The sequence below is a fragment of the Lentibacter algarum genome, from assembly GCF_018860975.1.
Classification (GTDB): Bacteria; Pseudomonadota; Alphaproteobacteria; order Rhodobacterales; family Rhodobacteraceae; genus Lentibacter; species Lentibacter algarum_A.
Genome location: NZ_JAHKQI010000010.1, coordinates 196,023 through 222,276 on the forward strand (window position 1 = coordinate 196,023; position 26,254 = coordinate 222,276).

Annotated in this window: 23 protein-coding genes and 1 tRNA gene; 10 read left to right on the plus strand and 14 right to left on the minus strand. The window is 57.7% G+C overall.

The genetic code is table 11. The features are described 5' to 3' along the window. Window positions 1-170 precede the first annotated feature (170 nt). Window positions 171-1,325 carry a glycosyltransferase family 4 protein gene (locus KO498_RS16225; protein WP_215960968.1) on the plus strand — a complete coding sequence of 385 codons (1,155 nt, stop codon included), beginning with the start codon at window positions 171-173 and terminating at the stop codon, window positions 1,323-1,325. Here KO498_RS16225 and KO498_RS16230 read toward each other — a convergent pair. Next, window positions 1,306-1,995, minus strand: coding sequence for a sugar transferase (locus tag KO498_RS16230; protein WP_436835948.1), 690 nt, complete (start codon window positions 1,993-1,995; stop codon window positions 1,306-1,308). The genes KO498_RS16225 and KO498_RS16230 overlap by 20 nt on opposite strands. A gap of 1,051 nt (window positions 1,996-3,046) precedes the next feature. Between KO498_RS16230 and KO498_RS16235 the strand changes: the two genes are divergently transcribed. The 9 genes from KO498_RS16235 to KO498_RS16275 all read left to right on the plus strand — a co-directional run bounded on the left by KO498_RS16235 (window position 3,047) and on the right by KO498_RS16275 (window position 15,093). After that, on the plus strand, window positions 3,047-5,935 hold the full coding sequence (locus KO498_RS16235) for a molybdopterin oxidoreductase family protein (RefSeq protein ID WP_215960969.1): 2,889 nt from the start codon (window positions 3,047-3,049) through the stop codon (window positions 5,933-5,935). After that, complete coding sequence (locus KO498_RS16240) at window positions 5,935-6,792, plus strand: alpha/beta fold hydrolase (protein ID WP_215960970.1); 858 nt, start codon at window positions 5,935-5,937, stop codon at window positions 6,790-6,792. Before KO498_RS16235 ends, KO498_RS16240 begins: the two co-directional genes overlap by 1 nt. Further along, entirely contained in the window at window positions 6,789-7,523 is a 735-nt protein-coding gene (locus KO498_RS16245; RefSeq protein WP_215960971.1) for a 4Fe-4S dicluster domain-containing protein, read from the plus strand. The genes KO498_RS16240 and KO498_RS16245 overlap by 4 nt, the downstream gene beginning before the upstream one ends. Beyond that, entirely contained in the window at window positions 7,523-8,392 is an 870-nt protein-coding gene (locus KO498_RS16250) for a dimethyl sulfoxide reductase anchor subunit family protein (protein ID WP_215960972.1), read from the plus strand. Before KO498_RS16245 ends, KO498_RS16250 begins: the two co-directional genes overlap by 1 nt. 118 nt (window positions 8,393-8,510) lie before the next feature. After that, complete coding sequence (locus tag KO498_RS16255) at window positions 8,511-10,580, plus strand: 3-hydroxyacyl-CoA dehydrogenase NAD-binding domain-containing protein (RefSeq protein WP_215960973.1); 2,070 nt, start codon at window positions 8,511-8,513, stop codon at window positions 10,578-10,580. A 28-nt stretch (window positions 10,581-10,608) separates the two neighbouring features. Continuing rightward, window positions 10,609-11,808 carry an acyl-CoA dehydrogenase family protein gene (locus KO498_RS16260; RefSeq protein WP_215960974.1) on the plus strand — a complete coding sequence of 400 codons (1,200 nt, stop codon included), beginning with the start codon at window positions 10,609-10,611 and terminating at the stop codon, window positions 11,806-11,808. Then, window positions 11,805-12,851, plus strand: a complete 1,047-nt coding sequence (locus KO498_RS16265; RefSeq protein WP_215960975.1) for an acyl-CoA dehydrogenase family protein — start codon at window positions 11,805-11,807, stop codon at window positions 12,849-12,851. Before KO498_RS16260 ends, KO498_RS16265 begins: the two co-directional genes overlap by 4 nt. Continuing rightward, window positions 12,848-13,627, plus strand: coding sequence for an enoyl-CoA hydratase-related protein (locus KO498_RS16270; RefSeq protein ID WP_215960976.1), 780 nt, complete (start codon window positions 12,848-12,850; stop codon window positions 13,625-13,627). The genes KO498_RS16265 and KO498_RS16270 overlap by 4 nt, the downstream gene beginning before the upstream one ends. Continuing rightward, complete coding sequence (locus KO498_RS16275; protein ID WP_215960977.1) at window positions 13,624-15,093, plus strand: class I adenylate-forming enzyme family protein; 1,470 nt, start codon at window positions 13,624-13,626, stop codon at window positions 15,091-15,093. The genes KO498_RS16270 and KO498_RS16275 overlap by 4 nt, the downstream gene beginning before the upstream one ends. A gap of 12 nt (window positions 15,094-15,105) precedes the next feature. Here the strand turns inward: KO498_RS16275 and KO498_RS16280 are convergent, their stop codons facing one another. From KO498_RS16280 to KO498_RS16340, 13 genes are all read right to left on the minus strand, one after another. Continuing rightward, window positions 15,106-16,191 (minus strand): DUF1513 domain-containing protein, encoded by a 1,086-nt coding sequence (locus tag KO498_RS16280; RefSeq protein ID WP_215960978.1) that lies wholly within the window; start codon window positions 16,189-16,191, stop codon window positions 15,106-15,108. 1 nt (window position 16,192) lies between these two features. Beyond that, window positions 16,193-17,209 (minus strand): imelysin family protein, encoded by a 1,017-nt coding sequence (locus KO498_RS16285; RefSeq protein WP_215960979.1) that lies wholly within the window; start codon window positions 17,207-17,209, stop codon window positions 16,193-16,195. Further along, window positions 17,206-18,771: a di-heme oxidoredictase family protein gene (locus tag KO498_RS16290; protein WP_215960980.1), complete on the minus strand. Its 1,566-nt coding sequence runs from the start codon at window positions 18,769-18,771 to the stop codon at window positions 17,206-17,208. The genes KO498_RS16285 and KO498_RS16290 overlap by 4 nt, the downstream gene beginning before the upstream one ends. A 75-nt stretch (window positions 18,772-18,846) precedes the next feature. Continuing rightward, the gene (locus KO498_RS16295; RefSeq protein ID WP_215960981.1) at window positions 18,847-19,854 is read right to left on the minus strand and encodes a porin; all 1,008 of its coding nucleotides are present in this window, start codon (window positions 19,852-19,854) and stop codon (window positions 18,847-18,849) included. A gap of 76 nt (window positions 19,855-19,930) precedes the next feature. Continuing rightward, a complete protein-coding gene (locus KO498_RS16300; protein ID WP_215960982.1) occupies window positions 19,931-21,193 on the minus strand; it encodes an imelysin family protein in 1,263 nt (420 codons plus the stop codon). 16 nt (window positions 21,194-21,209) lie between these two features. Further along, complete coding sequence (locus KO498_RS16305) at window positions 21,210-21,725, minus strand: hypothetical protein (RefSeq protein ID WP_215960983.1); 516 nt, start codon at window positions 21,723-21,725, stop codon at window positions 21,210-21,212. Then, on the minus strand, window positions 21,722-21,886 hold the full coding sequence (hemP, locus tag KO498_RS16310) for a hemin uptake protein HemP (protein WP_215960984.1): 165 nt from the start codon (window positions 21,884-21,886) through the stop codon (window positions 21,722-21,724). Before hemP ends, KO498_RS16305 begins: the two co-directional genes overlap by 4 nt. Continuing rightward, complete coding sequence (locus KO498_RS16315; protein ID WP_215960985.1) at window positions 21,883-22,056, minus strand: hypothetical protein; 174 nt, start codon at window positions 22,054-22,056, stop codon at window positions 21,883-21,885. Before KO498_RS16315 ends, hemP begins: the two co-directional genes overlap by 4 nt. 288 nt (window positions 22,057-22,344) lie before the next feature. Continuing rightward, a tRNA-Ser gene (locus KO498_RS16320) sits at window positions 22,345-22,434 on the minus strand. Window positions 22,435-22,508: 74 nt separating this feature from the next. Beyond that, a complete protein-coding gene (locus KO498_RS16325) occupies window positions 22,509-22,772 on the minus strand; it encodes a helix-turn-helix domain-containing protein (RefSeq protein WP_215960986.1) in 264 nt (87 codons plus the stop codon). Window positions 22,773-23,037: 265 nt separating this feature from the next. Next, window positions 23,038-23,394, minus strand: coding sequence for a hypothetical protein (locus KO498_RS16330; protein ID WP_215960987.1), 357 nt, complete (start codon window positions 23,392-23,394; stop codon window positions 23,038-23,040). 11 nt (window positions 23,395-23,405) lie between these two features. Continuing rightward, window positions 23,406-24,503 carry a redox-regulated ATPase YchF gene (gene ychF, locus KO498_RS16335; RefSeq protein WP_215960988.1) on the minus strand — a complete coding sequence of 366 codons (1,098 nt, stop codon included), beginning with the start codon at window positions 24,501-24,503 and terminating at the stop codon, window positions 23,406-23,408. A 67-nt stretch (window positions 24,504-24,570) separates the two neighbouring features. Then, window positions 24,571-26,139: a sulfatase-like hydrolase/transferase gene (locus KO498_RS16340; protein ID WP_215960989.1), complete on the minus strand. Its 1,569-nt coding sequence runs from the start codon at window positions 26,137-26,139 to the stop codon at window positions 24,571-24,573. Window positions 26,140-26,254: the final 115 nt, after the last annotated feature.

Below are 26,254 nucleotides of genomic sequence, written 5' to 3' on the forward strand. Positions count from 1 at the left end.
CTACTGCGCCCCCGCTCAGCTTTCTGGTGTTTTACACGGGCTGCAGGGGCTTGTCGCTTCTTTCTTAACATTTCACATGAATTCCCCGACAAACGTGGGCATAATAACGCACCATAACGCACCGAACGAAGCGCTTATACGCCCAGCAACGGCTCCGAGGACGAAACTCTATGAAAATCGCCTATCTGTGCGACATAAGCCCCGAGCACGCGCAGCCCTATTCAGGCGGCAACGCGCGGATTTATGGCGCACTCAAGAAACATGTTGGCGAAGTTGATATTTTGCCGCAGGCTTGGGGGGCCGTGGAAGGTGTGCGCAAGGCGATCTATGCTCTGCCTGACAGTGCTAATTTGCGGCTGCGATGGCGTTTGCATTTGCTGCTTGGCAAGATCATCTCGCGCAACGTGACGCGGGCCTTGGCTGACAAGCAATATGACGTTGTGTTCGGGGCCTATTCCTTTCAGTCATTCACACATTTCAAAGCGCCCTATCCTTTGCTTACGGCCTATACTGCAGACGCAACATTCAGCGTCTACAAGCGCTCGGAAGTCGGCCAGAGTTTTGGCTCGTCCTGGGCTTCGCGTCGTTTGCTTGATCCGCTGACAGAACGCGCCGAGCGGCGGATTTACCAACAGCTTGACCTTGCCCTGTGGCCGTCCGAGTGGCTCAAACGCGAGGCAGATGCGCTCTATGGGCTAACTGACAGCCAGAGCCTTGTGTTGCCTTGGGGCGCAAATATCGACCCGCCCGAAGCGCCTGTTCCCGTGCCGCTTGCCCCAAACACGCCTGTTAACTTGCTGCTTGTCGGGCGTGACTGGTTCGCCAAAGGCGGGCCGCAAGCTTTTGAAACGATGATGTTGCTACGTGACAAGGGCGTTGATGCGCGGCTCACTGTGATCGGCACCACGCCGCCGGAGTTTCACTGCAACGAACAGGTCACTGTGCACCCCTCATTGAACAAAGCCCTGCCCGAAGACGCGGCGGTTTTTGAAGCGGCGTTCCGGCAGGCTCACTTCATGGTGCAACCCAGTTTCGAAAGCTGGGGTTTTGCCTTTTGCGAGGCGGCCGCGTTTGGTCTGCCGGTGATATGCCTGAATGTCGGCGGCGTGCCGGTGCAAAACGGCCTGACGGGCCATGCCCTGGAGTCGGGCGCTGGAGCGGCCGAGTTTGCCGCGCTGATCCTACAGCATATCAACGCACCGGACGGCTACCGCAACATGCGCGATGCCGCACGACAGGACTACGACGCACGGCTCAACTGGGATCAGTGGGGAAAGTCTGCTGGCGAACTGTTTGAAGCGCGGCTTAGTAGCCTGTCGCCTTGAACACTACGGTTACTGTGCGCAGCATCACGTGCATGTCGGTTCTGAACGACAGCTCGCGATAGTAAAGCGTGTCATACTCGGCGCGCTGCGAAAAGCTGCTCTCGTTGCGCTCGGAAATCTGCCAAAACCCAGTGATACCTGGACGCATCGCATAGTATGCGCGGCCCGGGTAAAGGCTTTGCTGACCTTCCATCATCGGGCGCGGCCCAACAAGCGACATGTGCCCGAGCAGGACATTCAGCAACTGCGGCAGCTCATCAATTGAAGACTTTCGCAAGAAGCGGCCAAAGAATGTGATCCGCGGATCATTCTTGAGCTTTTGGGTGTCGTCCCACTCGCTACGTGCAGCCGGGTTCTTGTCGAGGTAGGCCTCAAGTATCTGATCGGCATCTGCAACCATCGTGCGCAGCTTGAACATACGGAAGCTTCGTCCGCCCATACCCAAACGCTTTTGGGTATAGATCGGTGCGCGCCCATCAAGTGCGATCAGCGCCATCAGCGGAACGAGGATCATGATGGCCGGCACAATCGTGACCAAAACCAGCAGTATGTCGAGAAGACGTTTGGCATGCGAACGATACGCACTGCCGGCATGACGCGCGGGCGCCATGTCGAGCAACTGCCGTAGCTCTGCCAAGTTCAAACGAGTTGTCACGCGTTCATTCATCATCTCACCCATGGCTCGCGCCACTCATACACCTCTGCCATGAAAGTTCTGTGTCTGGGTTGTGGCCGCGGGCCGATAAGGCCGTCTGGCGCGCAACACAAGGCGCAGAATTGATTTCCCGTTGAGGTGGTCTGGCAGCTTGACCCCCAAGGAATTCAGATATCGTGTAGCGCTCCCCAAGCGTGTTCCGTCTCTTCAAAGCACACAAGCAGTGCCCGAACCGTTGGGAACAAGCCTTGTTAGGCCTATGGCAGTTTTTAAGTCAATTGCTCAAAAACTCTTACGACTTTTCTGCGCGTTCAAACCTCGTCTGATAGCGTCGAAATTTACCGATCACGATTTTGCCGATACAACCTCAGCGAGAACTAGAAACACTAGACGGTGCTGAAACATCCAACCAAGGCGGCCAAACATCTAGCACTGCTCACAGCTGCAAATTAGCGCCCATTTGGAAACAGTTTAAGGGGAATTGCCGCCAAGTCGCGTCATTCACAACAATCGCGCCCGGAAATGTCGCTCAAATCAGTATTTGGCTGCTTATCGGGCTTGGTTGATGAAGTTCGAAACGCGCGTTTACGTCCCTCTTCACGCAAAAGGCAGCCATGAGCAAAAACCTGACGCCCCAACGCCGAGGTGAATCAATTCACAATTCTAAGCTGAACTGGATTGTTTCTCATTCGGAAATGAAGTTTTTGCGGGCCATCCGGAAATTTGCAACGCATTCAAACTATTCTTAACGAAAATTCGAATCAACACGCGCGCAGTTTAAGGCGCGACTTGGCGGCGCGCTTTGTTACAAGCACCGCACAACTGGCCTTATCAACCGACAAACAATGACTCCAGTTTGCAAATAGCTGGCTGATCAGATAGCGCCAATGCGCCGATGCCCCCTTGTTTTACCTGCTGTGGTGCTATGCCAGCCTTTGTGAGATGTCTGGCGGACAAATGCAGACAGAGGAAATTCTTTGACGCGCCAAAGCTGCTGCGGCATCCTTTTTTGCAACAGGACAGCGCCTGATCACGGGCAGCTCAAATCAAGACGAGAATGCGCATCATGGCGACAGATAATGACGAGGCGACAAGCGGGACTTCTAGCAAGAGGTCTGGCAAGACGTCTGGCAAAATCTCTGCACGCCCTTCTCCGAAAGTCTCTGACGAGATACGCCAGACCACTTGTTACATGTGCGCCTGCCGCTGCGGCATTAATGTTCATATGCAAGACGGCAAAGTTAAATACATTGAAGGCAACAAAAACCATCCTGTGAACAAGGGCGTTTTATGCGCTAAGGGCTCGGCTGGCATCATGCAGCACTATGCGCCCTCGCGTCTGAATGCGCCGATGAAACGGGTCGGGCCGCGCGGCTCGGGCGAGTTTGAAGAGATCAGCTGGGATGAGGCTTATAGCATTGCCGAGAGCTGGCTGGCGCCACTTCGCGAGAGTGCGCCCGAGAAGCTGGCGTTTTTCACGGGACGCGACCAAAGCCAGAGCTTCACTTCACTTTGGGCGCAGGCGTTTGGCACACCCAACTATGCCGCGCACGGCGGGTTTTGTTCGGTCAACATGGCCGCGGCGGGTATCTACACGATGGGCGGCGCGTTCTGGGAGTTCGGGCAGCCCGACTGGGACCGCACCAAGCTGTTTATGATCTTTGGCGTTGCCGAAGACCACGACAGCAACCCGATCAAGATCGGCCTTGGTAAACTCAAGGAACGTGGTGCGCGGGTGATCGGGGTGAACCCCATTCGCACTGGCTATAACGCGATTGCAGATGACTGGGTTGGTATCACTCCGGGCACTGACGGTTTGTTTATCATGGCGCTGATCCATGAGTTGCTCAAGGCGGGGCAGATCGACCTCAACTACCTGAGCCGCTACACCAACGCTGGTTTTTTGGTGAATTGTGCTGAGAGCGGGCCGGATGCGGGGCTGTTTTTGCGCAGTGAGAGCGGCAAAGCGCAGGTGCTTGACCGCGCCACTGGCAAGCCGGCCGACTATGACGGCGCGGGTGTAAAGCCCAAGCTGTCTGGCCATTATCGCAAGGCTGGCAGCACGTATCGGCCTGCGTTTGAGCTGCTCGCCGAGGCTTACATGGATGCGCAATATGCGCCCGAGGCCGTCGAAGAGCGCTGCGGCGTTGAGGCCAAGCGCATCAGGGCGATCGCCGCTGATCTGGCGCGCGTGGCCTTTGAAGAAGAGATCGTGATTGATCAACCCTGGACTGACTGGAAAGGCGAGAAGCACGCGCAGATGATCGGGCGGCCTGTCTCGTTTCATGCGATGCGTGGTATCTCGGCGCATTCCAACGGCTTTCAGACCTGCCGCGCGCTGCACATCCTGCAAATCCTGCTTGGCAGCGTTGAAGTGCCCGGCGGTTTTCGCTTCAAGCCGCCCTACCCCAAGCCGCCGGAAGCGCATCCGAAGCCGCACGGCGCCGACGTGCCCGGACAGCCGCTTCCCGGGCCGCACCTTGGTTATCCGATGGGGCCGGAAGACCTGCTGATCAACAAAGACGGCAGCGCACAGCGTATCGACAAGGCCTTCACGTGGGAAAACCCTATGAGCGTGCATGGGCTGATGCATATGGTCATTTCCAACGCGCATGCTGGTGTGCCTTACAAGATCGACACGCTGTTTATGTATATGGCCAATATGGCTTGGAACTCGTCGATGAACACCTCTTCGGTGATCGACATGCTGACAGATAAAGACGAAAGCGGCGAGTATGTGATCCCGCATTTCATCTACTCGGATGCTTATAGCTCCGAGACGGTTGCATATGCTGATCTGATCCTGCCTGACACCACGTATCTGGAGCGGCACGACTGTATCTCATTGCTCGACCGCCCGATTTGCGAGGCGGATGCCGCCGCCGATGCGATCCGCTGGCCTGTGGTTGAGCCAGACCGCAATGTGAAGGGCTTTCAGTCGGCATTATGCGACCTTGGTGCGCGGCTTGGCCTGCCCGGGTTTGTGAATGAAGACGGCAGCCAAAAGTATGCAGACTATGCCGACTATATCGTCAACCACGAGCGCCGCCCTGGTGTTGGGCCTTTGGCGGGCTTTCGTGGTGATGGAACGGAAGAAGGCCGTGGCAAACCGAACTCCGAGCAGCTTGATAAATACATCGCCAATGGCGGGTTCTGGAGCGCGCATCTGCCCGACGATGCGCAGTTTTACAAGCCGTGGAACCAAGGGTATCAGGATTGGGCTGTAAAAATCGGCCTGTTTGATGCCCCCGCGCCTTACGTGTTCAACCTTTACCTTGAGCCGATGCGCAAAATGCAGCTCGCAGCTGAGGGCTACGGCGACAGACAGCCGCCCGAGCACCTGCGCGCGCAACTTGTGCAGGCCATGACACCGCTACCGCACTGGTATGCGCCTTACGAGCAAAGCCTTGTGAGCGAAGAAGAATACCCGCTGCACGCACTCACGCAACGGCCCATGCATATGTATCATTCATGGGGTAGCCAGAACGCTTGGCTGCGTCAGATTACCGGTGTGAACAAGATGTTCGTGCCTGGCAATGTCTGGGAGCAACACGGCTTTGAAGACGGCGACTGGGCCTATCTCACCTCGCCGCACGGGCGCATCAAGGTTCCTGTCGCGCGCATGGACGGCGTGAACGGCAAGACGCTTTGGACATGGAATGCCATCGGCAAAAAACGCGGTGCTTGGGCATTGTCTGAGGATGCTCAGGAAACCCAGCAGGGCTTTTTGCTCAACCACCTGATCAACGAGCTTTTGCCGCCAAAGGGCGACGGGCTCCGTTGGGCGAACTCTGATCCTGTTACAGGCCAAGCCGCGTGGTTTGACTTGCGGGTGAAGATCGAGAAGGCTGATACCAAAGGGCATAAGGGAAATCAGAGCGAACCACAGCTGCCATCGTCAAAAAGCCCTGTCGGCAAAGGGCCGAAGAATGTCAGCTACGGGGAGGACTTCTGATGGAACGGCGCGCAAACACATGGGTTGAAGGCCACGGAGGTGTGACGCTTTCGATGTCGGATGTCGGGCCGCTCAACGCCCCTGAAATCATCCTGATACATGGCTGGTCGCAATGTTCCGAAAGCTTCAAGCGCCAAGAGCGCTCGTTTTTGACCGAGAAATACCGGCTGATTATGCCGAACCTGCGCGGGCATGGTTTCTCTCAGGCGCCTGATGAGGCGGAAGCCTATAGCACCTCGGCGACATGGGCCGCTGACATTGCTGCCGTGATCGAGCAGCTCGAATTGCACAAACCGCTCCTGATCGGTTGGTCGATGGGCGGTTGGATCGTCAATGACTATATCCGCGCATATGGCGATGATGCTTTGGCCGGCAGCGGGCTTGTTGGCTCTTCGCTGACAACAGGGCGCTACCTGTCAGAGGCGGCGCGCAAATCAAGGCTCGATGATCCGGACGTCGCGGCATTGGGCATGTATGAAGAAGACAAGAATGTGCAGCACGCAGCCGTCGAGGCCTTTTTGCGGGCCTGCTTTGCAACTCAACCCGAGCCGGAAGATTTCAACCACATGGTCTGGTTCAATATGATGTGCAAACCGCATGTGCGCCGCGCCTGCCGAATGCGAAACGAGGACTACCGCGAGACCGCCGCTAGAATGCGCCGCCCCTGCCTCGTGAACTGGGGCGCGCAGGAGCGCTTGGTAACGCGGCCGATGGTTGAGGAAGCTGTCGCCACCATACCGCGCGCAACGTTTTATGAGTATGATGACGCAGGCCATGCACCATTTTGGGAGAAGCCGGAGCGGTTTAATGCCGACCTTGATGCCTTCGCCACGCAAGCTTTCGAGGAGGCCGCATGACAGATCTGCCGAAAAGCACCGAGAAAAAACTCGGCCTTGTGATCGACTTGGACACATGCGTTGGCTGCCATGCTTGCGTTGTGTCTTGCAAAGAATGGAACACCTCGAACTATGGCACGGCCCTGTCAGATGTTGACGCATACGGCGCCGAGCCACAGGGCACTTTCCTCAACCGTGTGCACAGTTTTGAAGCGCAGCCCGAGAGCGGCGGATGCTCGCAAACAGTGCATTTCCCCAAGTCATGCCTGCACTGCGAAGACGCACCATGCGTTACCGTATGTCCGACGGGCGCGAGTTATAAGCGCGAGGAAGACGGTATCGTGTTGGTCAATGAAGATGACTGCATGGGCTGCGGTCTTTGCGCGTGGTCCTGCCCTTACGGGGCGCGCGAGCTCGATCAGATTTTCGGTGTGATGAAGAAATGCACGCTCTGCGTTGATCGCATCTACAATGAGAACATCCCCGAAGAAGACCGCGTGCCATCCTGCGTGCGCACCTGCCCTGCCGGTGCGCGCCACTTTGGCGATTTGGGCGACCCTGACAGCGATGTGAGCCGCCTTGTGGCCGAGCGCGAGGGCATGGACCTGATGCCGGAAATGGGCACCAAACCTGTGAATAAATACCTGCCGCCACGACTTAAAGATGTGCCGTCAGACGCCGCGCTTGAGCCTAAGTATAAAGACGCTGCAGGCTTGTTTGGCTGGCTCGACAAAGCCTTGGAGAAGTTCTGATGCATCCAGCACCTTCCGTTATCATCTTCACCATGTTCTCGGGCCTCGGCTTTGGCTTGTTGGCCTACCTCGGTCTTGGCTTACCGCCTGTCGCAGGTTGGGTTGCTTTCGGATTTTTTACGCTTGGGTATACGCTGGCGGTTGGAGGTTTGCTGGCCTCTGTCGGGCATTTGGCCAACCCCAAGAACGCGATCAAGGCCTTTAGCCAGTGGCGGTCGAGCTGGCTCAGCCGTGAAGGCGTTATGGCGGTCGCATCGCTGTTGGTTATGGCTGTCTACGCGATTGCGCTGATCTTCTTTGACATACGCTTGCGTATGGTTGGGCTGCTCGGGGCCGTTTTGTGCATCGGAACGGTGTTCACCACCTCGATGATCTACACCCAGCTCAAAACCGTGCCGCGCTGGCACGATTGGACCACACCGCCGGTTTTCTTGCTGCATGCATTAGGCGGTGGTGCGCTGCTGGCGGGGCAAGTCCGAATGGCTGGTATCTTTTTGGCCATGCTTGGTTTTCTTATGGTTTGGGCCTGGATCAAGGGCGACGAGAAAGGCCTTTCTGGCACCACACTGGAAAGCGCCACGGGGCTTGGCCGCATCGGCAAACTGCGCTTGCTTGAGCCGCCACATTCGGGGCAGAACTACCTGCTCAAAGAGATGGCTTATGACGTTGGCCGCAAGCATGCGTTCAAGTTGCGCATCATCGCGCTGGTGTTGGGCTATGCCCTGCCTGCCGCGCTACTATTGCTCTTGCCCGTCGGCCATGTGCTGGCACTTGTGATCGTCATTGCGCATGTTGCCGGTGTGGCTGCCGGACGCTGGCTTTTCTTTGCCGAAGCGGCACATGTGCAGCGGCTTTACTACGGAAAATAGCAAGTGCGACGTAACGGCTTTTTGATCAGTGGTTGAATTGTGGTCGCGGTTCAAGCGAAACTGCGCATGAAACGGGCAAAAGCCCGCTAGCACAGTTTTGCATACATGGGAGCCTCCAATGAGCATCAGCTTTGAACGCGACGGCGATATCGTCATTCTCGCCGCCAACAACCCGCCTGTGAACGCACTTGGCGCAGAGGTGCGCCGCGGGCTCAGTGAGGGTATCAAGCGAGCAGTTGCCGAGGGCGCGAAGGCGGTGCTGATTTATGGTGAAGGTCGCACTTGGTTTGCGGGGGCTGATATTCGCGAGTTTGGCAAGCCGCCTGTCGAGCCCGGCCTGCCAGGGGTGTGCGACGAGATCGAAGCCTGCCCTATTCCGGTCGTTGCCGCGCTGCACGGCACGGTGTTGGGCGGCGGGCTTGAGGTTGCGGTGAGCTGTCATTACCGGCTTGCGCTGCCCTCAACAAAGCTTGGTGTGCCTGAAGTGAACCTTGGCCTTTTGCCGGGGGCTGGCGGCACACAGCGCCTGCCACGGTTGGCAGGTTACGAAACGGCGGTTGCTATGGTCACATCGGGGCGACCTGTGAGTGCCGCAAAAGCGCTTGAGGCTGGCATTGTCGACAGGGTTGAAGACGGCAAGCCGCGCGCGCTTGGATTGGCGTATGCGACAGAGCTTGTCGCAGAGGGCGCGAAGCCACGGCCGGTTGGCGCCCGTCCTGCACCGCAAGCACCCGACTTTGCCGCCATGCGCGCCGAAGTTGTCAAAAAAGCCCGCGGGCAACTGGCGCCAGTCACTGCATTTGACGCAGTCGCAGCCTCGGCCAGCCTGCCGTTTGCAGAGGGCCTCAAAGAAGAGCGGCGCTTGTTTATGAGCCTTATGGACACTGATCAACGCAAGGGAATGATCCACGCGTTCTTTGCCGAACGTCAGGTTTCAAAACTACCTGAGCTCAAAGGCGTTGCCCCCCGCGCGCTGAACTCGATCGGTGTGATCGGAGGCGGAACGATGGGCGCGGGCATTGCCACGGCAGCTTTGCTGGCGGGCTTGCGCGTGAGCTTGATCGAGATGACGGAGGAAGCCGCCGAGGCCGCGCGCGGGCGCGTTGCAGGCAACCTTGCAGGCGCACTCAAGCGCGGCAAAATCAGCCAGCAAAAGCATGATGCGATGCTCGGCACTGCGCTTACAACCGCAGCTGACTATGCCGCCTTGAGCGATGCCGACGTGATCATCGAAGCCGTATTCGAGGACATGGCCGTCAAAAAGCAAGTGTTTGCGCAGATTGAAGCACATGCCAAACCGAGCGCAATTTTGGCGAGCAACACCTCGTATCTCGACATCAACGAGATCGCGGCGAACACCACGCGGCCTGCCGATGTGATCGGGCTGCACTTTTTCTCGCCCGCTCATGTGATGCGGCTGCTTGAAGTTGTTGTGGCCGATGCCACAGCGCCTGATGTTGTCGCGACGGGCTTTGAGCTTGGCAAAATGCTCGGCAAAACTACTGTGCGCTCCGGGGTTTGTGACGGCTTCATCGGAAACCGCATCCTTTCGACCTATCGCACCGCTGCCGACCATATGATCCTCGACGGAGCCTCCCCTTACGAGATTGACCGTGTGCTGGAAAATTTCGGGTTTGCCATGGGCCCCTTTGCGGTTGCCGATCTGGCGGGGCTTGATATCGGCTGGGCCAACCGCAAGCGTCTTGCCCCGAACAGACACCCCCGCGAGCGCGTATCCGAGCATGCTGACAAGCTTTGCGAGGCGGGGCATTTCGGCCAGAAAACCGGACGCGGCTACTATATCTACGAGGGCCGTTCCAAGAGCATCAACCCTGATGTCATGCCGTTAATTGAAGCAGAGCGCGCAGCCCTTGGCATAACGCCAAAAACGTTTTCTGACGACGACATCCTGCGCAGATATATGGCAGCGATGGTCAATGAAGCGGCGAAAGTTGTTGGCGAGGGCATCGCGCGACGTCCGCTTGATGTCGATATGGTGCTGCTAATGGGCTACGGCTTTCCGCGCTATCACGGAGGGCCGCTCAAATGGGCCGACATACAGGGGCTCGGCAACCTCCTTGCCGACATCGAAGGCTTTGCCAAAGAAGACGATCACTTCTGGCAACCGGCCCCGCTTTTGCAAGAGCTTGTCGCCAGCAACCGTAGTTTTGACGACCTAAATACATAGTGCCAACACCGGCAGTTAAGGAGCAATCATGGACCTGAGTTATTCCGAGAAAGACGAGGCCTTTCGCGCAGAAGTGCGGGCCTTTCTGGCCGAGAAACTGCCAAAGGAGCTGTCTGAAAAAGTGCGGCTCTCGCAAGACCTTGAAAAGTCTGACATGGAGTTTTGGCACGCGCAGCTGAATGCCCGTGGCTGGCTCGCCGCGAACTGGCCAAAGAGCTTTGGTGGCGCCGAGTGGAGCGCGGTCGAGCGTAACATTTTTGAAGAAGAGTGCGCCATGGCCGACGCGCCGCGCATCGTGCCGTTCGGGCTTTCGATGCTGGCACCCGTGTTGCAAAAGTTCGGCTCCAAGGCGCAACAGGACCACTGGTTGCCACGCATTTTGAACGGCGATGACTGGTGGTGCCAGGGCTATTCCGAGCCCGGTGCTGGCAGTGACCTTGCCTCACTCAAAACCCGTGCAGTGCTTGAGGGCGACCACTATATCGTCAACGGGCAGAAGACATGGACGACCCTCGGGCAACACGCAAACATGATCTTTTGCCTCGTGCGAACCGACACCACTGCGAAGGCGCAGGAGGGCATTTCGTTTTTGCTGATAGACATGAACACACCGGGCATTGAAGTGCGCCCGATCACGCTGATCGACGGCGGTGCCGAAGTGAATGAAGTCTGGTTTACTGACGTGAAAGTGCCTGTCGAAAACCTTGTCGGAGAAGAGAACAAAGGCTGGACCTACGCCAAGTATCTGCTGACGCACGAGCGCACGAATATTGCTGGTGTCGGCTCTTCGCGGGCTGGTTTAGCCGCAGTGAAGCGCATAGCCAAGAAGGTGCAGGCACGTGGGCGGCCGCTGATAGAGAACCCGCATTTTGCCGCCCGTATGGCACAGGTCGAGATAGACCTGATGGCGATGGCGACAACCAATTTGCGCATCGTTTCAAAGGCCGCTGCGGGGCAAGCGCCGGGTGTTGAAAGCTCACTGCTCAAGATCAAAGGCACGCAGATCCGACAGGAGATAACCGACCTCGCCCGCCGCGCTGTTGGCCCGCATGCAATGCCTTTTGCCAGTGACGCACTAGACGCCAGCAACACGCCCCTGCCCGATCCGTATGATGCTGGTGAAGTGGCCGGCCCCTACTTCAACAATCGCAAGCTGGCGATCTTTGGAGGCTCCAACGAGATCCAGCGCGAGATCTACTCCAAGCACATGATGAGAGGTGCAAAATGAACTTTGATCTGACAGAAGAGCGGCAAATGCTGCAAGATACCCTGCGCCGGTTTCTGGCCGGTGCCGAGGGTGATCTCTGGCCGCAACTCGCCGAGTTGGGCGTGATCGGCGCATTGTTCAGCGAAGCTCAGGGCGGCTTTGGCGGCGCTGGTTTTGACTTGTCCGTGGTGTTTGAGGAGTTGGGGCGCGCCGACGTTGAAGTGCCGCTGATCGACAATGCCTTGCTTCCAGGCCTGCTGCTTGCGGCAGCTGGCGAGAGCGTTGAAGCGCTGATTGATGGTTCCGAGCGGCTGGCATTTGCGCACAACGAACAGGCAGCGCGCTATGACTACAACTGGGTCGAAACCCGTTTTGAGAACGGAAAGCTGACGGGCGAGAAATCTGTGATCGTCGGTGCCGACAGCGCTGACAGCTTTATCATTTCAGCACGCCACGCAGGCACGCCGGAAGCCGAGCAAGGCATCGGCCTTTACCGCGTCGACAAGGCCGCGACCGGGCTGACCCTGCGCGCATATGACCTGATCCAAGGCGGGCGCGGCGCGGACATCACGCTAGAGAACACGCCTGCGACCCTCCTGATGGAAGACGCCTACGGCGCCATCACGGCCGCTATGGCTGCCGCAACATTGGCAGTATCTGCAGAGACGCTCGGCAGTATGCAAACGGCTGTTGAGATGACGGCTGAATACCTCGGCACCCGCAAGCAGTTTGGTCGCCCTATCGGCACCTTTCAGGCGCTGAGGCACCGGCTGGTTGACATGATGGTCGAGCTGGAGCAAGCGCGCTCGGCGGTGATCTTGGGAGCTGGTAACCTTGATGCAGCACCAAACGAGCGCGACTTTGTGCTCTCGGCAACCAAGAATATCATCGGGCGCGTGGGCCGTTTGGTCACCGAAGAGAGTATCCAGATGCACGGCGGGATCGGCATGACGCAGGAATATGCGCTTGGCCGTTTTGCCAAACGTATCACAATGGCCGACCACCGCTTTGGCGATACCGACCACCACCTCGAGCAGTTTATTGCATTGGGTGTCGGCGTATGAGCGCAAGGCTTGAAGACAAGGGCAGCTACCTGATCGTCCACAACAGTGACGAGAAACGCGGTGCCCTATCTGCGAGCCTTGTCGAGGCCTTGACGCAGGCGGCTGTGCTTGCCTGCGAGCCGCGCATCGGGTGCTTTGTGCTCACCGGCGGTGCGTTTTTTTGTTCAGGTGGTGATCTCAACGTTCTGATCACCCGCCGCGAAATGCAGCTTGACGAGCGCATCAGCTCGATCGGGGTGCTCAATGATATGATCCGCGCGGTGCACGACGCTCCGGTGCCTGTGGTCGCTGCCATCGAGGGCGGCGCAGCTGGAGCCGGCTTGTCGCTGGCCTTGGCCTGCGACTTGGTCGTTGCGGCCAAGGGCGCCCAGTTTAGCGCGGCATACGTGAAGGCGGGCCTCACACCGGACGGTGCGCTAACCCACAGCCTGAGCCGGGCCTTACCCCGCCAGTTGGTGATGGAAATCTGCCTGCTGGGGCGTGCAGTCACCACCGAAAAGCTGGCAGGCCACGGGCTTATCTATGCTCTGAGCGAACCAGGCGCTGCTTTGGCGGAGGCCGAAGCATTGGCGCAGATGATCGCCAAAGGGCCACGCGTGGCGCAATCGCGCATCAAGGCGCTGGTCAATCGTGCGGTCGACAGCCCCTTTGAAGACATTCTTAACCAAGAAACCAAGTATATGGCCGAGGCGCAGGGTGGCCAAGAAGCCGCAGAGGGCATCAGCGCTTTCCTGCAAAAAAGAGCCACCAATTTTGAACCGGACAAAGACGCATGAGCCAGCCCATCCACGCGTTGCTCGATGAACAGGCCCGCGCCCGCCCCAACGCACCCGCGTTGAGCGACAGCCTCGGCAACATATGGAGTTACAGCGACTTGGCCCGCGCCAGCGCGGCATTGGCTGACAAGCTGTCCGACCTGGGCGTGCGTCGCAACGACCGTGTATTGGCCGTCGTCGAGAACTGTGCTCCTGCTGTCGCAGCGATATTTGCAAGCTCGCGTGTTGGCGCGGCTGTTGTGCCGGTAAACGCCCGTCAGACTGCACCCGAGATTGACCGTATCATCGCACATGCCGGGCCCGCGATGCTGCTGTTCAGCGACAAAGTCTCGCCCGAAGCAAGCGCACATGCCGCGCGGTTTGACGCTGAACCGGTTCTTGAAGGGCTGAGCGGCAAAGCTCTGCTCTCCTCACCTGATGACAGCCTGAGCGATGTTGCGACACTGCTTTACACAACCGGCACAACCGGCCCGCCCAAAGGCGTAATGCTGACCCATGACAACCTGATCTTCGGCGGTGGGGCCACTTGCACAACCCGCAATGTCACGCCGGCTGACGTCCTTTATGGGGTGCTGCCTATCAGCCATGTTTTCGGGTTGACCTCGATCGTCATGGCCGCAGTAATCGCCGGTGCTTCCGTCCGGCTGGCCCCGCGGTTTTCGCCCGCCAAGCTCTATGAGGCGCTCACTTCCGGCGTTACGCTCCTTTCGGCGGTGCCGCAAATGCACGCACAGCTGATGCATTACACTAGGGGCCAAGGCCACACCCGCCTGCCAGCAACCACTCTACGATACGTGTCTTCAGGCGCAGCACCTCTGGATATCGACTGGAAACGCCGCGCCGAGGCCTTCTTTGGCATTCCCCTTCAAAACGGTTACGGCATGACCGAAACAACCGCAGGCGTATGCCTAACCAGCCATACCGAGAGCAATGATGACATTTCTGTCGGCACGCCCTTTCCCGGTGTATCGGTCAAGCTTGACAAGGCTGCCGCCGGAGCCGAGGGCGATGTTGGCGAGGTTCTGGTTGGCGGCGGCGGTATCATGAAGGGCTATTTTCGCAACCCCGCCGAAACCGCAAAAGCGCTTGACGCGGAAGGCTGGCTGCACAGTGGCGACTTGGGCCGCTATGACGCAGCAGGCAACCTGCACATCTCCGGGCGTGCCAAAGAGCTGATCATTCACGGCGGGTTCAATGTCTATCCGCCGGAAGTTGAAGCGGCGCTCAACGATCACCCGCAAGTCATCCAATGCGCGGTGATCGGCGTGAAACGTGACGGAGACGAGCTGGTTGTGGCCTTTGTTGAAGTGAGCGCGGACGACGCGCCTGACATTGATACGCTGCGCAGCTTCGCCGCAGAACGCCTTGCGGGCTACAAGCGACCTTCACAGATTGTCCTGACCGAGAAGTTGCCCGCTGCGCCTACCGGTAAGATACTGAAAAGTAAACTGAAAGACCTACTTTAGCCCTTGTTCCCATCAGGCAACCGGAACCAAATGATTGTCCCATCTCAGCTCTGTGAGCCGCCGCAAAAGCCGAGTCGAACCGAGCAAGTGCCGCATCTCGCCATTTCCCGAGCTGACTGTGAGTGTCTCGCCCACCGCCGCGATGCCACAAACATCTGGCATTGCAAAAGTTTCCAACTGCCCCTGCATTTTGGCATCATATAGCTGCACCACACCGCCCCGAGGCGAGGTAACGGCGATCGCTTTAGCGTCCGGCGTGAAAGCAATGCTGCCGACATAGCCCTGCATGGCCCGCAGCGCTTGTGTTGGCGCCTCCAGCAGTTGAACCTCTGCCCCTTGCAGATGAACGCCGACGAGCGTTTTTAACGGGCCGCTGCCCTGCCACTGCATGCCAAAGGCAACCTGCCCGCCAACACCAACCGCAAGATGCCTGATCGAGTTCCGGTGCAACTCCGCTGCTAGTTGCACCCTTTCAACCACTGCACCGCCGGCTATATAGGCAAGGTTCGGCGCCATTGTCGCTATGTTGAGCTTCGTGCGGCCGCTGTCAGGGTGTGTCTCGATACCCCCGTTGGCGACAACAAGCGTTTCGCTGTTCGGCAGTCGTTTGACATCATGCGGCCCAACGCCGCCGCTTGCCCACTCATCAATGCGTTTGTAGCCCTGCAGCGTGTCCCAGACACCAATGCGCCCTTGTCCGGCCTCGTAGTCGTTTTCTGTTGTGAACAGCAGACTGCCGTCAGAGGAAAACGCGCCGTGCCCGTAGAAATGACGCCCGTGGGGCGCGCAAAGCGTGGCCCTCTGCGTTCCGGTGGTGCAATCGATCACCACTGCAAAGGTGCCCGGCCGGCGCGCAAAGGCAACAGCTTCTGGTCGGGTCGGATGCGCAGCAGCGGCGTGACCACGCGCAGGCAGTGGCAACTCAAACAGCACTTGCAAGTTGGCTCCGACACCACAGAGCACAGAGCTGCCATCCGGCTTTGCAGCGGCTGAAAGGAATGCAGGCGCGCCAACGTCAGCCCATGTCGGCTTGGGGAAAACTCCCGCTGCGAGCAAACCGCCAAGAAAGCGCCTGCGGCCTGTGTTCTGCGCGGTCATGTTAGTCTCCATCAAGCGCATTGAAGCCGGCAGCAACGCCCAATGCTGGTCCCATCTCGTCGCGAACAATGGTGCGGATTGCGGCAATGCCTTGTTGAACGATCTCGATCTTGAGGCGGCTTTGCGGGTTGCTAACGCCTGCAAAAACCGGATCGTTCAGATCAGCCAGCTGCGACTGCGCCCGCTCAAAGGCGGCCTCAAGCTTGCCTGACAGGGCCTTGTCGCCCTCAGCCAAATGCGCAGCGAGGCTCGAAAGTGCTTCCAGGCTAAGCATCACATGCCGCGACGAACGCCCCGAGCGCCGTGCCTCGGCGCGTGTCGGTCGTGGGCGATCAAAACTGCCAAGAGGCCGCCCGAGGCGTGTGTCGGCCGTGAACTCAAGCCCCGTGGCGAGGGATTTGAACAGCGTTTGCAGAACTTCTTTGTCGGTCTGATAAACCCCGTCTGGCGAGGGTGTGAGCATCGTGACGGCGTAACCTGACTGCCAGCCTTCAAGGATGTGCTTTGACGTGAGCGCGATATCGGCGCTGATGGTTTGCACGAGCGTGCAATGATATCCCGCCTCCCCTGCTGTCATCAGCCTGTCGTCGTAGAGCAGAAACTCAAGCGCGTAAAACCCGCGCGCCGCGATCGAGACTTGCGCATAGTCTGTCACGGAAGAGGCTATTGGATCTTGCTCTGATAACAGGCCGGCAAGGGCACGTGGCGTCACCCCGCGACTGTCGGGCCAGAAGGCCAATGCAAAGGCCCGGTCGTTGACTTCTGTTGGCCCGAACCGCAGGTGACTGACCGAGACCCATGCATCAAATGCCCGCCCATAGGCTTGGCGCAATGTGTCAGACGCCGGATCACAGCTTTCTTCGGCAGCCTTCGAAAGGGCCTGAGACTGCGTCGCAAGGGCTTCAAACCCCGGCAAAATATGAGCCTCGACAATACCCTCAATCAAGGCATTGTGGCTATCGGCTTGCGCGCTCAGCGGGGTGACGAGCAAGGCCAGAACATAGGCAAAATATCTCATAGGCTCTCCAGAAAGGCGATCAAGGCATCGCGTTCGTCGGTTGGCATGTCAACAACAGCAGCGCGTTGTGACGCGGCCTCACCACCATGCCATAGCACGGCTTCCAGAAGCGAGCGAGCGCGGCCGTCATGCAAAAATGTCGTATGTCCGCTGACTTGTTTGGTTAGCCCAACGCCCCACAGCGGCGCTGTGCGCCATTCGCGGCCAGTCGCACGGGCTTCGGGGCGGTTGTCAGCAAGTGCCGGGCCCATGTCATGCAGCAGCATGTCGGTATAGGGCCAGATCAGCTGGAAGCTCTGTTCAGGCTGATTTTCAAGCCGATGTGTGACAAAACCGGGCCTGTGGCAGGAGATGCAGCCTGTCTCGTAAAAAACCTGCTTGCCGCGCAATACCTCGGCGTCGTCGACGCCGCGCCGCGCCGGAACCGCGAGGTTTCGGCTGTAAAACGTCACCAGATCAAGGCCCTCGGCGTCGATCTCGGTGCCACGGTCATCGCCATCCCCGTGAACAGCGTTCTGGCAGGCTGTCTGCGCTGCCGTGCACTCGCCTGCGCCTGCTGAAAACAGCGGGTTGGAGATACCGATATCGCCTGAAAAAGCACTTGCCGATTGCTGTTTGATCGTCGGATTGCCCGCCTTATGCCCGAAGCGGCCTAGCATCGGCTGATCAAACTCGACCGACCAAACAATGTTCGGACGGCCCGAGATTCCGTCGCCGTCGGTGTCGTCAGGGTCGGCGCCAGCAAGAATGTCAGCCGCCGGAACCGCCTCTAGCAAACCAAGGCCGATCATCTGCGGCGCGACGCGCGGGCTGAGCATTGCGTCGGGGTGAAGTGGGCCATAACCAAGGTCGGCGGCGGTGTAAGTCGGATGCCGCAGCGAGGCTTTCGCACCGTCCGCTAAAGTAACAACTTCCTCGGTGTAAGCGATATCAAGCCGGTATTCCGAGGCGTGGCCCTGCACGGCAAAGTCCTGCAACTGACTGCCGTATGTCGGCTCGGGCAATGTCGCGATGTAACCTTCGATCTCGGATACCTCTGCCTCGGTCGGGGCCGGAATTGACACCCGCAGGAACATCGAAATCGCGTTATCTTCAGCGTTCGCTGGAGGATGGCCACGGCCATCTTTGATGTGGCATCGCTGGCACGACCGCGCATTGAACAGCGGCCCGAGACCATCAGATGCCAGCGTCGATGACGGGGAGGACACCCAGACCTTGCGGAACAATCCGTTGCCAACCTTGAAGTTCAACTCGTCTTCAAATGTGATGTTTCCGGACGGCGCGGAAAAGGCATTGCTGTCGGGTGCAACACGAACTGTTGCGGCCCCTGCCGAGCGCTCTTCAAACTTCTGAGGTGCCGAAAAATCAGTTGTCGGGGCCGTCACCTTTGCAATGCGCGCCGCTTCTTTATCGGTGCGGAGGATAACACTGAGATGCGGATCACCCAGCTGCAACTGCTCGGGCGCACCCTCGTCTTCAGCAAAAGCAATGCCGCCCGCCGACAAAGCGACGAGCAACACTGTGTATAGGCTGAACCATTTTGTTTCTGCGATAGGCCGCATGCCTTTTACCTAACTGTTTTCTTACAACACGGTCGATGCGCTTTTTTGGCTACCAGCTCAACCTTCTTTGCTCCATTAGAAGGACATCACTGCCGCAAGGCCAACAGACGTTGATTTGACGCCGCCGATATCAAACCGCGCAACTCCGAAATTGATCTCGGTGCTGTCGGATATCGCGCGATCAACGCCCAGCGCAAGCATGGTGTCATTGCCACCTGCGCTGAAATCAACATTTGAAGCCGTGGCCGAGAACGTCCAGTCGTCAAACGAGTAAGCGCCGCCCAGTGTTGCGTAAGTTGCGTCGTCAGCCGTGCCGCCTGCGCCGTTGAAATGTGCAACTTCGGCGATCACGTCAAAGCCGTTACCAAAACTGTGCGAAACACCCGCAACGATACCCGTCTCGTCGGAAACATCACCCAGGCCCGCAGACAAAAACCTGCCGCCAATCCATGCTGTCGTATCGCCGAAGTTGTGCGTGTATTGCAGCGCCACGTTGTTTAGCTTGCCGGTGTTGCCGACACCACCCGCCGCCGCAGTGTTGCGACCACGCTTGGTTCCGATGCTGTTGCTCAGCTCCGTGTTGTCGGCATAAAACAGGGCGAACGAAAGCGCGCCATTTGCACCGATAGAGGTGTTCAGGGTTGCACCGATCATCTCGCTCAGCTCATAATCTTCGGCCAAAGACGTGCCGTAAAAGCCTGGTGCCTCGTCCCATGCGACACCGAATGCCGGGCTCAGCTTACCCAGCGCAACCTCGGTCTCTCCAAAGCTGAACCGCACGCCGAGTTCGGCAATATAAAGGCCCATATCTTCAAAGGCGCGGTCACCTGTCGCATCAGTCACCGACTCAAACGTCAAGCCACCGAAAGCCACAACACGCTCCGAAAGAGCAGCTTCGAATGCGGCTTCAAGCGTTAGGTAGGTATCGGTTAACTCGGCGGTCGGATCACCGGATGAAACGGTGCTGTCGATGCCGATCTCGGCACTGCCTTCCCATGAGAAGCCTGCACTTTGGGCCTGAGCTGTGGAACCCGCAGCCGCAAGGGAAAGGGCCAAAAGGCCCAGTGTCGTATGAAGTTTCATTGGAGTTTTCCTATAGTATGGTTCTTCTGGATAACCGTCGAAAAGGTTACCCAGAATGTGTTAGATTATGACAGTTTCACTGAAAAACGGCATCTGGGTCATCGAGGCTGTCGGAGCCTTCAAACGCAATGCCGTCAAGGCCGAGAACTTTTACGACACGCTCGATAGAACGGGTTTGATCAATGAAGCCGTTGACGCCACCCATCACCAATGCTTCGCCGGCCTCATTGCCCCGCTCCAGCATCTGATCATAGGCAAAACCGGTTTCAGCGGCAGTCTTGATGCGGCCAAGCGACATCATTGTGCCGCCGAGTTTGCTGCGCATTTCAACATCAAGAGCAGCGTCTTGCGCCTTCACCAGATCCGACAGTGACGGGCCTGAAACCAGCGAGCCATCGATCCGGACATATTCACCAAGGTAGACATTCTGAACACCCATACCGTCATAATAGTGATCGTTGTGAGTGTTGTCGGCAAAGCAGGAGTGCTCTTCTTCCGGGTCATTCAGCATGACGCCAAGGCGCATCCGCTCGCCGGCAACTTCACCATAGGACAGCGAGCCCATGCCAGTGAGAATAGCCGCGAGGCCCGCATCGGTGTTGCCAGTAAGCCCGACACGCGCCGCGCCGGCGTCTGCCCATTGTGCCGTCATCCATTCCAGATCGGAAACCAGCAGATCTGTTGCCGCAACAAGATACTGCCCGCGGCGTTCACAGTTGTCGTGGGTGCAGATATCGCCAGCGGCGTAATCCGTCCAAGGGCGGTTGCCTGCTCCGGCTGCATGACCGTTAAGATCCTGCCCCCAAAGGAGAAACTCGATGGCGTGATAGCCTGTAGCAACGTTTGCCTCAACGCCGTCGGCTTCATGCAGGGTTTCTGACAGCAACGCAGGGGTAATCTTGGACGCGTCGACTTCCTTGCCTGAGAGCGTGAAGGCCGGATTGGCAACCACGTTCAATGCGGCAAAAGCGTTTTCGTCAGACGGCCCGCCGTAGGACGCGTCGACATAGTCAATCAAACCTTCGTCAAGCGGCCAGGCGTTTACTTTGCCTTCCCAGTCATCGACGATTGCGTTGCCAAAGCGGTAAACTTCGGTCTGTTGGTAGGGCACGCGCGCCTTAAGCCACGCTTCCTTCGCCGCTTGAAGAGCCTCGGCTGACGGATCGGCAACCAATGCGTTAACAGCCGTTTGCAAAGCCTGCGCCGTTGTCAGGCTGTCACTGTATCCGGCAGCGGCAATATCAGCGTAGGTCTCCAATACATCTGACTTAACATCCGCAAAAGCAGGTGTCGCGAGTGCTGCGATCAGGGCGGTCGAAGTAAGGTAAACGGTTTTCATATTTAGTCCTGTTAGTTTAGTGGAGGGTTTTTGCCTCAGGTTGAATTTCAAAAGTCCCATCCGCCAGGTTGCGGATGCTGGTTCGCGGCGTGGCTTGCCGGGAAGACATGTTCATGCGCTTTAAGGCCAAGCCGAAGTCGGTGGCGAGCGATGTGATCTGCGGAGCCATATCCGACCGCACCAAGAGAGTGGCGATCATCATGGCGTCGTCGCGATCTCGGTTTGCAGCAGCGCCGATGAAATTTGCAAAGCAGGCTTCATCCGACCCGAGGCATTTAAAATTCAAAGCATGGCGCATGAGTGGTCTGCGACCAAACTGCGCGCAAAGCCTGCACAGTTCCTCAAACGCCCCCATCGCGTGCTGGCCCTGCCGCTCGCCCAGGCAGCTCGAAAAATCGCTCAGCATTTTATCGTTGCCGCGCGCGCCCTCACACCAGCTCCGCAAGTAGATAACCGACGCCGCTTCGAGCGCATCCAGTTCCGAAAGAAACCCAACCGGTGCGCCCCCACGTTGTGCTGATGAAATGCTCATTTTGTCAGGATCAGTTTTCCGGCCCGCGTGATGCGCAGGGTGTAAGTTTGATCGCGCAGAACGATCTGGGCCTGATCGCCGCCTTCTGTCAAATCGTGGGCTGAATAGGTCGGCAAGTTTGGCGCATTTGTCTGCCGCGGTGGTGTTGAATGAAAACTCATGACGCAATTCCCCCTGCATCCTGCTGCCGCTCAAACAACCATTTCGCACAGATAACTTCGCCTTCGAGCGCAGCTGACAACATATCCATACGTTCGTTGTGTCTGCCGAAAGCCGGTTCGCTGGCATGGGTATCTTTGGCCTCGGGCTGTGTTGGTTTCAATCGTTGCATCTGGAAGTCCTCACATGATTCACGTGTCGGGCTTCCTCGAACAAGAATCGAGGTGGCTTGACTTGATTTATATCTGAGTGAAACAGTAGGATATGTCAACTTGATTGTTTTACTCAGTTACTCCCTGCCTTCACTCACACCAAAACCCCACCGCCTGCGGCCGTGTTAGCTTTAACAAAACATGAGATTGAGATGAGATGAAGCTAGGCCCGAAAACCCAAAGCCCGATCACCATACCCTATACCACACCTAGCTGGTGCCGAACTCGATATCTAAGCAATGATGGTCTGGCGGAGACGAAGGGATTCGAACCCTCGAGACCCTTCCGGGCCTACTCCCTTAGCAGGGGAGCGCCTTCGACCACTCGGCCACGTCTCCGCCGGTGGGTTTAGCCGCGAGATGCAGGCGTGACAAGGCGAAAGTCGGGCCGAGGGTGAAAAACTTGCGGGCTATTAATTAGACTGGACGTCCCGCAAAACCGGTAGCACTTTGGAGCCTGCGTCGTTGATCACTTTCAACAACTGGAAAGCCGGGCCGCCTGGTCGGCGGGTGCCGCGTTCCCAGGCTGAATAGCCAAATTCGCCCATGCCCATCACCTCAGCCATTTCCGCGAGCTCTAGCCCCAGCATCTCGCGCACGGCCTGAGGCTTCAGTTCTGTGCTGGTTTGTTCGGTGGCCGGAGTGCCTTCGATAGGTTTACGGAGTGTCTTAGTCATGTTTTCACCTGCTCAATTCCCGCGCCCCGATACGGTTTGATTTGGCCTGCTGCTTGGCAGGCTCGCATGGGCGGGGCAAATGAAGTGGTAAAACGATAAGCACCATGCGCGCGCAGATTGCTTTCCCTTTGCAGGGTGCAAAATAGTAAAATCAATGATTTACAGCGCGGTCCTCATGCCAACACCCTAGCAGAAAACAGTAAAGATTCAAACAACGCGAAAAACCGGCGTTGCGCAATTGCACCACGCTATGAGCGCCAGGGGCCTATTGGGCATCAAAGAACAAACACTGGTAGCGTGCCTCGGTCGTATCAACCAGAACCTCCGCTTCAGCACCGATGCCCTTGTTAATCTTCGCTGGATCGACACCATTTAGAATGTGAACGGCATACTTCTCACCAATGGCGTTGATACCCTTGTCAAAAAACGCGTGCGCCTTGCCAGCGCGGGCTTTGGTTGCCGCGACTGTCGGGCCTCTCTCGCAGGTGTAGGAGTTCACGTCTGCGCCATCGCTGGTGCGAAACCGAAACACCTCACGATCAGGGTAAGCAGACGTAACGAGCGTATCCGTGCTGCAACCTGCCAAACCAAGAACAAGTGCTATCGCCGCCGGAATACGCATCAACATACTCCTTACTTGTTGAACAGGAAGTGCATCACATCGCCGTCTTTAACAAGGTAGCTTTTGCCTTCAGCGCGCATCTTGCCAGCTTCCTTGGCCCCCTGCTCGCCGCCGCCTGTGACGAAGTCATCAAAGGCGATCGTTTCGGCACGTATGAAGCCTTTTTCAAAGTCGCCGTGAATGACACCAGCCGCTTGCGGCGCAAGAGTGCCTTCTTTGATCGTCCAAGCGCGGGCCTCTTGCGGGCCAACGGTGAAGTAGGTTTCAAGGTGCAAAAGCTCGTATCCAGCGCGTATAAGCCGATCAAGGCCCGCTTCCTCAAGGCCCATTTCTTCCAAGAACATAGCCGCTTCATCGTCTTCAAGCTGGCTGATCTCTTCCTCGATCTGCGCCGAGATGATCACATATCCTGCGCCCTGCTCGGCCGCCATTTTGGCGACGGCTTCCGAGTGTTCATTGCCGGCGGCCGCGCTGCCTTCATCGACGTTGCACACAAACAGGATCTTCTTTGATGTCAGCAGTTGCAGGCCCTTCCAAGCCTTCATGTCTTCGTCGTCAACCGCAACCATGCGCGCGGGCTTGCCCTCTTCCAACAGCGCTTGAGCAGCGGCAAGCAAGCGGTCTTGCTGCGCGGCTTCTTTGTCGTTGCCCTTGATCTTACGCACGAGGCCCTGTCGGCGCTTCTCGATGCTCTCCAAATCAGCCAGCATCAGCTCGGTCTCGATCACCTCTGCGTCTTCGACAGGGTTCACGCGGCCTTCAACATGGGTCACGTCACCGTCTTCAAAGCAACGCAGCACATGGGCGATAGCATCAACCTCGCGGATGTTGGCCAAGAACTGGTTGCCTAGCCCCTCGCCCTTGCTCGCGCCTTTTACCAACCCGGCGATATCAACAAAGGTCATGCGTGCCGGAATGATGGCCTTAGAGCCCGCAATCTCTGCCAGTTTGTAAAGCCGCGCGTCGGGCACGTTCACTTCGCCGACGTTCGGCTCGATCGTGCAGAACGGGAAGTTGGCCGCCTGCGCCGCCGCTGTTTTGGTCAGCGCGTTAAAAAGCGTTGACTTGCCCACATTCGGCATGCCGACAATACCCATCTTAAAGCCCATGGCTCTTCTCCATCTGGTGTTTGCGGCCTTCTAGAGCGCGACAGAGCTTTGCGCAAGCGAATGCCGCCTAAGGTGTGCTCCAGCTGTCATCAACCCAGACCGCATTGCTAAGGCCAGGATTGACATAAAGCTCCGCATTCAGGGCTCTAAATCCCTTTTCCTCAACCAATGTCGGCGCATCTGACAACAGCGACACTCCAAGGCCTGCACGAACGGGCTCACTTACATCAACCAGCCCCAGCCACTCAAGCAGCGTCGGATAAACATCAACCATCGAGCCCTCTTTCAAGTTGCGCGCAGGCTGTTGGTTCGGCCCCATCAAGATCAGCGTGTTGGCCCGACTGGCCAGATCAAGCTCCTTTTTGAACTTGGGATTATGATTGAGATGATCTGACATAATCACAATCCGCAAAGGCCGCGTGCCTTGCTGGGCTTGCAACTCCGCAACAAATCGTTGTGTTTGCTCGCTAAAGCAGGCCAGTACCTTCTCGGTGTCACGATCCAGCGAAGCCCGCCCGTCGGCCCGACACTCGCGGCTAGCATAGGCAATATCGCCGTGCGGGGTCATGGTTTCAACGACCAAACCAAACGGGCGGTCGCGCTTAGCCAACTTTTTGTGCCGTTTCAATGCTTCCTCAAAGACCAGTTGGTCATCGACGATCCAGTCAATCGAAGCACGCTTGATGAGTTTGCGCGGGTAGCTGTCACGAAAGTGTTTCTTGCCCATGATTTTGTTATAGCCGTGCTGCTTCAGAAATGTGCCCAGCCCAGCAAAGCGCAGCTCGCCGCCAACCACAAACTCAAGATCAAACCCCGCGTCGCGCATCACATCGCCCAAACAGCGATGACTGCCCAAATAGTCATCAACCCCGTGAAAGTTGTTGCGCGTGCGAAAGCCGTTTGGCACCAGCGGAATGCCACATTGCGACGCCACGACACCGGCCATACTCCAGCCCGTTGCTTCGATCTGGCGAACGGCGCCAAAGCTCAGACCAGCACTTCTGAACGCGGCCACGTCATCCATCGTGTCGCCGTAAAGCTCTTGATCAAAGAATATCTCTTCCAAACCTTCAAGATAGAGCAGCAACACGTCTGCCTCTGGGGCTTTGCCGCTCCATTCGGGCGCCAGTTTAAGCTTGCTTGCCAGATCAGAGCTGCCAACCTGGGCGCTCAGGCTGTGAAACGCGAAGATCACCAGCGGGTGCGTGACCAGCAAGAGCGCCATCAACCCGATGTAAAGCTTGTTGCGCAAAGCATAGAGGCTGCTCAAGGCCCAAGCCGCAAACAGCACCCACAAAAGCGCCAAAACGGCGGTGAATATCTCGTTGCGCAGCTCAAGCAGGCCCGCACCGCCGACGCCGAACTCGGCATGAAACATGAAGGCAATCATATCGACCGTGCCAAAGCCCTGCATGATCACCACAAATGGCCCGACCAGCAGTGTGACCACAAACAATGGCCAAAAACACCATGCCGGACGCCGCCAAAGCCAGCCTCGCGCCGTGGCGATAAGCGCGATGAACAAGAGCAATCCAAGGATGCCGAGCGGATCAGGCTTTGCCGCCGGAAACAGCACAACCGAGAGCGACACCAACAAAAGCGAGATGGCAAGCAGACTGGAAATCTTGAGGCGCATGTTGTCTCCGAAAGTGAATTACCACGAACGAACCAAAGCACTGACTACATATTGGCATTGATCTGCGACGATAATCTGCTACGCAGCAAGGCTCAAGAGAGATTAACGAGAAGCC

Excerpts from the sequence above, each read along its gene's own strand:
- KO498_RS16230 (WP_436835948.1), bottom strand. The coding sequence starts at position 1,995 with ATGATGAATGAACGCGTGACAACTCGTTTGAACTTGGCAGAGCTACGG.
- KO498_RS16285 (WP_215960979.1), bottom strand. The coding sequence starts at position 17,209 with ATGAGATATTTTGCCTATGTTCTGGCCTTGCTCGTCACCCCGCTGAGC.
- hemP (WP_215960984.1), bottom strand. The coding sequence starts at position 21,886 with ATGAGTTTTCATTCAACACCACCGCGGCAGACAAATGCGCCAAACTTG.
- KO498_RS16340 (WP_215960989.1), bottom strand. The coding sequence starts at position 26,139 with ATGCGCCTCAAGATTTCCAGTCTGCTTGCCATCTCGCTTTTGTTGGTG.
- KO498_RS16295 (WP_215960981.1), bottom strand. The coding sequence starts at position 19,854 with ATGAAACTTCATACGACACTGGGCCTTTTGGCCCTTTCCCTTGCGGCT.
- KO498_RS16315 (WP_215960985.1), bottom strand. The coding sequence starts at position 22,056 with ATGCAACGATTGAAACCAACACAGCCCGAGGCCAAAGATACCCATGCC.
- KO498_RS16250 (WP_215960972.1), top strand. The coding sequence starts at position 7,523 with ATGCATCCAGCACCTTCCGTTATCATCTTCACCATGTTCTCGGGCCTC.
- KO498_RS16240 (WP_215960970.1), top strand. The coding sequence starts at position 5,935 with ATGGAACGGCGCGCAAACACATGGGTTGAAGGCCACGGAGGTGTGACG.
- KO498_RS16300 (WP_215960982.1), bottom strand. The coding sequence starts at position 21,193 with ATGAAAACCGTTTACCTTACTTCGACCGCCCTGATCGCAGCACTCGCG.
- KO498_RS16265 (WP_215960975.1), top strand. The coding sequence starts at position 11,805 with ATGAACTTTGATCTGACAGAAGAGCGGCAAATGCTGCAAGATACCCTG.
- ychF (WP_215960988.1), bottom strand. The coding sequence starts at position 24,503 with ATGGGCTTTAAGATGGGTATTGTCGGCATGCCGAATGTGGGCAAGTCA.
- KO498_RS16255 (WP_215960973.1), top strand. The coding sequence starts at position 8,511 with ATGAGCATCAGCTTTGAACGCGACGGCGATATCGTCATTCTCGCCGCC.
- KO498_RS16280 (WP_215960978.1), bottom strand. The coding sequence starts at position 16,191 with ATGACCGCGCAGAACACAGGCCGCAGGCGCTTTCTTGGCGGTTTGCTC.
- KO498_RS16270 (WP_215960976.1), top strand. The coding sequence starts at position 12,848 with ATGAGCGCAAGGCTTGAAGACAAGGGCAGCTACCTGATCGTCCACAAC.
- KO498_RS16330 (WP_215960987.1), bottom strand. The coding sequence starts at position 23,394 with ATGCGTATTCCGGCGGCGATAGCACTTGTTCTTGGTTTGGCAGGTTGC.
- KO498_RS16305 (WP_215960983.1), bottom strand. The coding sequence starts at position 21,725 with ATGAGCATTTCATCAGCACAACGTGGGGGCGCACCGGTTGGGTTTCTT.
- KO498_RS16290 (WP_215960980.1), bottom strand. The coding sequence starts at position 18,771 with ATGCGGCCTATCGCAGAAACAAAATGGTTCAGCCTATACACAGTGTTG.
- KO498_RS16275 (WP_215960977.1), top strand. The coding sequence starts at position 13,624 with ATGAGCCAGCCCATCCACGCGTTGCTCGATGAACAGGCCCGCGCCCGC.
- KO498_RS16260 (WP_215960974.1), top strand. The coding sequence starts at position 10,609 with ATGGACCTGAGTTATTCCGAGAAAGACGAGGCCTTTCGCGCAGAAGTG.
- KO498_RS16235 (WP_215960969.1), top strand. The coding sequence starts at position 3,047 with ATGGCGACAGATAATGACGAGGCGACAAGCGGGACTTCTAGCAAGAGG.
- KO498_RS16225 (WP_215960968.1), top strand. The coding sequence starts at position 171 with ATGAAAATCGCCTATCTGTGCGACATAAGCCCCGAGCACGCGCAGCCC.
- KO498_RS16245 (WP_215960971.1), top strand. The coding sequence starts at position 6,789 with ATGACAGATCTGCCGAAAAGCACCGAGAAAAAACTCGGCCTTGTGATC.
- KO498_RS16325 (WP_215960986.1), bottom strand. The coding sequence starts at position 22,772 with ATGACTAAGACACTCCGTAAACCTATCGAAGGCACTCCGGCCACCGAA.